7 protein-coding genes and 1 other annotated feature are annotated in these 7,282 nt (G+C 60.6%); of the genes, 4 read left to right on the forward strand and 3 right to left on the reverse strand.

Features of this window, described 5'->3' with window-relative positions; translation table 11 throughout:
- Positions 1–221 precede the first annotated feature (221 nt).
- Positions 222–2,153, forward strand: a complete 1,932-nt coding sequence (locus tag ACFPLB_RS17365) for a heavy metal translocating P-type ATPase (protein WP_378232038.1) — start codon at positions 222–224, stop codon at positions 2,151–2,153.
- A 41-nt stretch (positions 2,154–2,194) separates the two neighbouring features.
- On the opposite strand, the gene ACFPLB_RS17370 is transcribed toward ACFPLB_RS17365, so the two are convergent.
- The 3 genes from ACFPLB_RS17370 to ACFPLB_RS17380 all read right to left on the reverse strand — a co-directional run bounded on the left by ACFPLB_RS17370 (position 2,195) and on the right by ACFPLB_RS17380 (position 5,374).
- On the reverse strand, positions 2,195–3,349 hold the full coding sequence (locus ACFPLB_RS17370) for a M20 aminoacylase family protein (protein WP_378232026.1): 1,155 nt from the start codon (positions 3,347–3,349) through the stop codon (positions 2,195–2,197).
- On the reverse strand, positions 3,346–4,860 hold the full coding sequence (locus ACFPLB_RS17375; RefSeq protein WP_378232028.1) for an MFS transporter: 1,515 nt from the start codon (positions 4,858–4,860) through the stop codon (positions 3,346–3,348). The genes ACFPLB_RS17370 and ACFPLB_RS17375 overlap by 4 nt, the downstream gene beginning before the upstream one ends.
- Positions 4,861–5,077: 217 nt before the next feature.
- Positions 5,078–5,374: a catalase-related domain-containing protein gene (locus tag ACFPLB_RS17380; protein WP_378232030.1), complete on the reverse strand. Its 297-nt coding sequence runs from the start codon at positions 5,372–5,374 to the stop codon at positions 5,078–5,080.
- A gap of 80 nt (positions 5,375–5,454) precedes the next feature.
- Here ACFPLB_RS17380 and ACFPLB_RS17385 point away from each other — a divergent pair, with 80 nt between their 5' ends.
- The 3 genes from ACFPLB_RS17385 to ACFPLB_RS17395 form a co-directional block, all read left to right on the forward strand.
- On the forward strand, positions 5,455–5,778 hold the full coding sequence (locus tag ACFPLB_RS17385; RefSeq protein WP_378232032.1) for an FtsX-like permease family protein: 324 nt from the start codon (positions 5,455–5,457) through the stop codon (positions 5,776–5,778).
- Between the two features lie 46 nt (positions 5,779–5,824).
- A complete protein-coding gene (locus tag ACFPLB_RS17390; RefSeq protein WP_378232034.1) occupies positions 5,825–6,031 on the forward strand; it encodes an ATP-binding cassette domain-containing protein in 207 nt (68 codons plus the stop codon).
- 48 nt (positions 6,032–6,079) lie between these two features.
- Positions 6,080–7,282 (forward strand): IS3 family transposase gene (locus tag ACFPLB_RS17395; RefSeq protein WP_378232036.1). Its coding sequence is split into 2 segments (ribosomal slippage), with 1,204 coding nucleotides annotated over them: positions 6,080–6,374 and positions 6,374–7,282; the frame shifts between segments, so codons are not numbered across the junction. This gene is flagged as partial in the annotation.
- Positions 6,364–6,480: a sequence feature (AL1L pseudoknot), on the forward strand. Its footprint overlaps the gene before it by 117 nt.

The raw sequence follows: 7,282 nt of genomic DNA on the forward strand, positions 1-7,282 counted from the left end.
TTTGCCGACTCTGTCGGAAACCGGCACCAGTCTCACTGACAGGAGCCAGCGGCGACCATCGTCGAACGTTCATGATCTCGTCGCTACGGCGGGCGGCGCGCGTTGTTGCGCCCGGAAGCATAGTTTCGGCATGAGAGCCTGCGCCGCGATTAGGAGATGAAGTGGGAAAAGCATTCGAGATCGATCGTTCGTTCGTTTTGACGGTCCTGACCGTCGCTGGGATGCTTCTGGCCATACTCGCTCTTTGGCCGCTGCAGGGTGCCGCCGCCGCGTACTTTTCCCTCGCAGGTCTGTTGCTCGTTTATCTAGCGGGCGGACTGCCAGCCGCTTGGCGGGCGGCCGCCACCTTGTGGGAGGAGCGGATCCTCGACATCGACCTCTTGATGGTCGTTGCAGCGGTCGCGGCTGCGGCCGTCGGGGCGCCTTTCGAGGGCGCCGTCCTGCTGACGCTGTTCAGCCTCTCGACTACGCTGGAGGAACGGGCGCTCGGCCGCGCGCGCCGCGCTATCGAGGCTTTGATGGAGCTCCGTCCAGAGACGGCGCTGCGCAAGGCGGGGGGCGCAGTTTCCGAGATCCCTGCCGCCGATCTCGAGATGGATGACGTCGTGGTGCTGCGACCAGGGGCGCGCGTTCCGGCGGACGGCGTGATAGTCGCCGGGCGCGGCTCGCTCGATGAAGCAAACATTACCGGCGAATCCATGCCGGTCGCCAAGGAACCTGGTGCACAGGTCTTTGAGGCGACGGTTAATCTCGATGGCGTGCTTGAGGTCGTCGTGACCAAGACTGTCGAGGAAAGTACGATTGCCCGCATGATTGCCCTTGTGACGGAGGCGCAGGCGGCCAAGGCTCCATCCGAACGCTTCAGCGCCTGGTTCGGCCAGCGCTATACGGTCGCCGTGATGGCGGGTGCTGTCCTCGCCTTTGCCGCCTTCTACTGGCTCGGGCGCGACTGGGAAGGAGCACTCTATCGCTCCGCGACATTGCTGGTGGCGGCCAGTCCTTGCGCCATTGTCATTTCTGTTCCTGCCGCAATTCTCTCTGCCCTCTCCGCTGCCGCGCGTGGCGGCGTGTTGTTCAAGGGTGGCGGCGCACTTGAAACCCTTGCTGCCGTCGACACTTTCGCCTTTGACAAAACCGGAACGTTGACGACCGGGAAGGCAACAGTCACCGCGATTGTGGCGCTTGACAGCGATGAACGAGGTTTTCTGTCGCTGCTCGCCGGACTTGAAGCCCATTCCGAGCATCACAGCGCGGCGGCAATCCGGCAGGAAGCAGCAAGCCGCGATATCGAACCTATGGTTGTCGCAAATGTTGCAACCCGACCGAGCGCTGGCATCGTTGGTGAGTGGGGCGATGAGCAGGTTTGGGCTGGCAATCCACGCCTTGCTACGCAGATGAAGGCTGCGATCGACCACCCGGCCTTGAAAGTTCTGGCCGCCGACACTCAGACCGTCATTTATCTGGGTCGCGGTGCGCAGGTGTTAGGGGCGGTCACGATTGCAGACCAGATTCGCCCGACTTCGGTTCGCGCCCTTGCGGCATTGCGGCAAAGCGGGGTCGCCACCATCGTCATGATGACGGGCGACAGATTGCCCGTGGCGCAGCGGATCGGCGCTGAGCTTGGATTGAAGCCTGCAGAGATCCACGCGGACATGCTGCCTGAAGACAAGGTGCGGATGGTCAGCGAATTGGCAGCGGCAGGCAAGATTGCGTTTGTCGGCGATGGCGTCAACGATGCAGCGGCGCTCGCCCGGGCGGATGTCGGGATTGCGATGGGTGCGGCAGGCTCTGATGTAGCGCTCCAAGCAGCCGATGTGGCACTTCTGTCGGAAGACATGGAAAAGCTCGCAGACGCGCACCGGCTGGCGCGAAGGACGGCGACGATTATCCGGCAGAACCTCGTGTTCGCAATGGGCGCTATGGTGGTACTCGTTATCGGTGGCTTGTTCTTCGAACTGCCATTGCCGCTCGCGGTCATCGGCCATGAAGGGGGCACAGTTCTGGTGGTGCTGAACGGCCTTCGCCTGCTCAGGGATCCCATCCGTGGGAAGAGGAAGACTTCAACGGATACCAGAACTTCGAGGGCTTCGCGTGCGGGGATCTCCGTCGAGCGCCACGCCTACCGAAGGAAGATAACGCGGCACGCACCATGACAGCGGACCAGCCATCGGGTTGGCAGGCCCCCTTTATCGGATCAGCGCAAGTAACCTTCGGTCAACGCCACCCAATATGCAGCGCCGACGGGCAAGATCTGCTGATTGAAATAATACTCGGGATGATGGACCATCTTTCCCGGGCCGCTACCGAGAAAGCAATAGGTGCCCTTCTTCTCCTGCAGCATGAACGCGAAATCTTCCGAGGCGAGGAATGAAGGGCCGGGATAGATCACCTGATCTTCCCCGAACGCGGCCCGCGCGATCCTTACCGCTTTCTCGGTTTCTTCCTTGTCATTGACCAGCACCGCACCCGGCACACCTTCGCGGATTTCGGACGTGCAGCCGAAGGACTGCGATTGATGGTCAATGATGCGGCGGATGTTACGCAGGACCATTTCGCGATCCTCAGGCGTGGTGGTGCGAATGGAAAAGCGTAGCGTGGCCTTGCTCGCGACCACATTGCCCGCATTGCCGGCAAGGAACGCACCGATGGTCACAACCGCGCGGTTCGCCGGGGCCACGTTCCGTGCGATAATGCTCTGGATTGCCATGACGATGGACGAGCCTGCCACCACCGGGTCAATGGTCAGTTCAGGAATACCCCCGTGGCCTCCTTTACCTACGATCTCGACCTCCCAATTATCAACAGCCGACATCATCTCGCCGGGATGGAAGTAGAACTTGCCCTCCTCAAGGCCTGGAATGTTATGCATGCCGAACACCGCATCGACCGGAAAACGCTCGAAGAGGCCGTCCCCGATCATCGCCGGGCCACCTTCCATGGTTTCCTCGCCGGGCTGGAAGATCAGTCGGACGGTTCCGTTGAAGTTACGGGTATCGGCGAGATACTTGGCCGCACCGAGCAGCATGGCGGTGTGACCGTCGTGCCCACAAAGATGTGAAACCCCGTCTACCGTCGACTTGTAGGCAAAGTTGTTCTCTTCCTGAATGGGTAACGCGTCGAAATCGGCCCTTAGTCCGATTGTCTTGTCGCCGCTCCCGGCACTTAGCGTCGCAACGATACCATGCTTGCCGATACCAGTCTCAACCTCATAGCCGCCAAAGCTGCGCAGCGTCTCGGCGATGAACTCTGCTGTGCGTTGCTCCTGCATCGACAGTTCAGGGTGGCGGTGCATGTGCTCGAACCACTGCCGCATCGCTTCCGTGTCAAGCTGCTTGGCGATAGCATTCATATCACTTCTCCCGACTTGTTCGAGCCTACACGTTTGGCAGGGGCTGGCTCCACCCGCACAACCGACTTGCCTTTCGGCACGGTGACCAGGATGGAGACGACGGCTGCTGCTACCATCACCAGATTTGCCAGCAAGGCAAAGAACGCCGCTTCTCGCGAAGCAAGGTTTTCCTGGTTACCCGTGAAGGTAATGACACCCTCGATCCATTCGACCCCTTCCGGGTTCCCGGCGATAGCCGTGTAGATCGTTGCCGAAATGGCAACGCCGAACGACGCGCCTAGCGAAGAGGCCATCTTGTAGATACCGGCACCGGCACCAGACTGATCCTCGGGCAGGTTCGACAGAGCCGCATCAGTGGACGGCGTGGCGTAAAACGCAAGCCCGATGCCGAAAAGCGAGAAGGCGATGATTGCCAGAATGGTGTAAGTGCCAAGCATCAGGTTGGTCGGCATCAGAAGAGCAATTGACACGCCAACGATATAGCTGCCCCACAGCATTGGCTTGCGCGGTCCGTGTCGCTGCAAGAGCTTCTCACCATAGCGAATGAAGGCAAGGATCGTAACGGCGTAGCCGATTGTCAGAAGCCCCGCCGTCTGTGCCGTCATGGCACCACCCTGCTGCAGCACCAGCATGGCCACCATGATGATGCCAGCGGTAGCGTTCAGCAGCAGGTTCGAAATCGTAGCGCCTGTATAGGTCAGGTTCTTGAACAAGCGGAACTGGACGAATGCATTCGGATTGTTGGTTTCGATGCGATAGAACAAGATGCTGACGATCACCGCGACGGCCAGCAGGCCAAGCGATGCAAGACTGGTCCAGCCCCATGCGCCGCCCTGCGTGGCAAAGATCTGCAAAGCGACCATGGCGATCATGAACGTCACCACGCCAGCCAGATCGAACTTGTAGTCTGCTTTCTGGGGTGCCTTGCTCTCGGGCGTACCACGCACCATCAGCATGCCAATGACAGACACTGCGGCCGCGATGATGAATATCCAGCGCCAGCCGATATTCTGCGCCATCAGTCCGCCAAACAGTGCGGCGAAACCAGAGCCACCCCAGGATCCCATCGACCAGAGCGAGATTGCGCGCTGACGCTCGGCCCCATCCCAATAGGCTTTTACTAGCGCCAGCGACGAGGGCATGATGAAGGCGGCGGAAAGACCCTGGCAGATGCGCCCCAGCATCAGGAATGTGCCGCCCATGGCCCCCGATGGCGCCAGACCAACCAGGAGCGAACCAATGATGGAGAAGACGAAGCCGTAATTCAGTATCTTGACGCGGCCCATCCGGTCAGCCAACCCGCCCATGACCACGATAAAGATGCCGGAGAACAGGGCTGTGATCGACACCGCTATGTTCATGAACGATTGTTCGAGCTGGAGGTCAGCAGCCATGTCAGGCGCGATATTCAGCGTCGTTTGGGCAAACAGCCAGAAAGCGAGAACACCCAGGATGATCCCGTAGAGCAACTTGTCGGTGCCGCGATAGGCCTCGGTCATGGCTCGGGTCATTCTACATCCTCCTTGACTATGTCGATCCGCCTTGCAGGAAAGGGCTATCATAGTAGAGGGCGAGAGTATACACGCGGCTGAAGCATCCCTGCCCTGTCGCCTTTTTCCATCAATCAGGAGGCATCGAAAGCAGTGAGCGCCAAGCCGAGAGATATGTCAGGCCTGACGCTTCGTGATGGCAACCGCCGGACAAAACTTCGCCCAGCGGCTACGCCCTTTAAGCTTCGCCCATGCCCGCGGCAGGCTCGGCTGCGCTGCCATGGCGCACCTTTTCCTCGATGCGCGCACCGACATCCGCGTCCACGCTCTTCCAATAATCGAAAGCGCGGCTGAGCACAGGCTCGCGGACACCGCCGAGCAGACTACCGGCGATCGTTTCCACCAGTTGTGCACGTTGCTCATCGTTGAACACCTCGCGGACTAGAATGCCCGGTTGGCCAAAATCGTCATCGTTGGTGCGCAGCGTATAGGCGCTGCGCACCATCGGTCCGTCAGCCTCCCAGCCATCGTGCATTGCCCCGTTTCATCAGCCCACTGGCGTTCGCCGCTATTGGGCACATAGACCGGCGCATTGCCACTGTGATGATAGGCCATGTGGCCGTCAATCATGTAGGTATTAACCGTCACCCTCGGCTGATCGGCGTCCTCGTGGGGATCGTGATCGTCTTTCAGGTCCTTTCCGCCGATGTCGCTGATCATCTGCGGGAATATGCGACCTTCAAGGCCATGGGCTACGGACAGGGCTTCTTCCTTGGCGTCGTCGTCGAGGAGGCGATCATCCTCGGCGTGCTCGGCTTCATCGCCGGTTGGGGCATTCTAACGCTGATGGCCAAGGTGACGACCTTGCCGCTGTTCATCTCGTTCGGGATGACGTCGCCGTCTTCATCGGCACCGTCGTGTTTTCGACCTTGTCCGTAGCGACCCGGCGGCTGGCCGCGGCCGGCCCGGCGGATCTGTTTTGAAGATGCCAGACGAGGATTTCTCCATTCAGGCCAGCGCCCTGAACCACTGGTTCGGAGCCGGCGAGGCGCGCAAGCAAGCGTTATTCGATATCGATCTGCGGAGAAGGCGCGGCAGTTTCATCGTGATGGTGGGCCCCTCGGGGACGGGTAAGACCACGCTTCTGACCCTGCTGGGTTGCCTTCGAGAAATCCAGGATGGATCCGTTTGAACCGCCCCGGGTTTGCCGGAGGCTCCAACTTCCAAATAGGATGGAGCCATGACGAGCAAAACGACGAACAAGTTTTCCCCTGAGGTGCGCGAGCGTGCGGTTCGGATGGTGTTGGATCACGAAGCTGATCATCCTTCCCGCTGGGCTGCCTGCCAGTCGATCTCCTCCAAGATCGGCTGTTCGACGCACACGCTGCTGGATTGGGTGAAGAAAGCCGAGATCGATGCCGGCAAGCGGGCCGGTTTGTCGACGGATATGGCGGCGAAGATGAAGGCTCTTGAGCGGGAGAATCGGGAGCTTCGGCAGGCCAACGAGATTCTGCGCAAGGCGAGCGCTTATTTTGCCCAGGCGGAGCTCGACCGCCCATTCAAGCGATGATCGCGTTCATTGACGATCACCGCGAGGCGCATGGGGTCGAGCCGATCTGCAAGGTGCTGCCGATCGCCCCATCGACTTACCACGATCATGTCACCAAGCGCACTGATCCCGCGAAGCTGTCGGCGCGGGCGAAGCGGGACCTGGAGCTCAAACCGGAGATCGAGCGCGTCTTCGCAGAGAACTTCGAGGTCTACGGCGCGAGGAAGGTCTGGCGTCAGATGCTGCGCGAGGGCTTTGCTGTCGCGCGTTGCACCGTCGAGCGGCTGATGGCCGATCTCGACCTTCACGGTGTTATTCGCGGTAAATCGATCCGCACCACGGTGCAGGACAAGGCAGCCCCGTGCCCGCTCGACCACGTGAATCGGATCTTCCACGCACCGGCCCCGAACAGGCTCTGGCTTTCAGACTTCACCTATGTCAGCACCTGGTCGGGCTTCGTTTACGTGGCCTTCGTCATCGACGCCTATGCGCGCCGTATCGTCGGCTGGCGGGTGAGCAGGACCGCCCATGCGAGCTTTGTGCTCGCCGCTCTCGAGCAGGCCCTGCACGAACGCCGGCCCGTTCATCGCGGCGGCCTGGTTCATCATTCCGACCGCGGATCGCAATATGTCAGCATTCGCTACACCGAGCGCCTCGCCGAAGCCGGCATCGAGCCGTCTGTGGGTAGTGTCGGCGACAGCTACGACAACGCGCTGGCCGAGACGATCAACGGCCTCTACAAGGCCGAAATCATCCATCGGCGCGGACCATGGCGAAGCTTCGAGGAAGTCGAGTTCGCCACGCTGACCTGGGTCGACTGGTTCAACAATCGCCGGCTGCTGGAGCCTATCGGCAACATCCCGCCGGCTGAAGCTGAGGAACGCTACTACGCCA

The sequence above is a fragment of the Aquamicrobium segne genome (genome assembly GCF_042656785.1).
GTDB classification, from domain to species: Bacteria; Pseudomonadota; Alphaproteobacteria; order Rhizobiales; family Rhizobiaceae; genus Mesorhizobium; species Mesorhizobium segne.

What these genes read in the sequence shown, in the direction of transcription:
- ACFPLB_RS17370 (WP_378232026.1), bottom strand. Translation starts at nt 3,349, where the DNA reads ATGAATGCTATCGCCAAGCAGCTTGACACGGAAGCGATGCGGCAGTGG.
- ACFPLB_RS17380 (WP_378232030.1), bottom strand. Translation starts at nt 5,374, where the DNA reads ATGCACGATGGCTGGGAGGCTGACGGACCGATGGTGCGCAGCGCCTAT.
- ACFPLB_RS17365 (WP_378232038.1), top strand. Translation starts at nt 222, where the DNA reads ATGCTTCTGGCCATACTCGCTCTTTGGCCGCTGCAGGGTGCCGCCGCC.
- ACFPLB_RS17390 (WP_378232034.1), top strand. Translation starts at nt 5,825, where the DNA reads ATGCCAGACGAGGATTTCTCCATTCAGGCCAGCGCCCTGAACCACTGG.
- ACFPLB_RS17375 (WP_378232028.1), bottom strand. Translation starts at nt 4,860, where the DNA reads ATGACCCGAGCCATGACCGAGGCCTATCGCGGCACCGACAAGTTGCTC.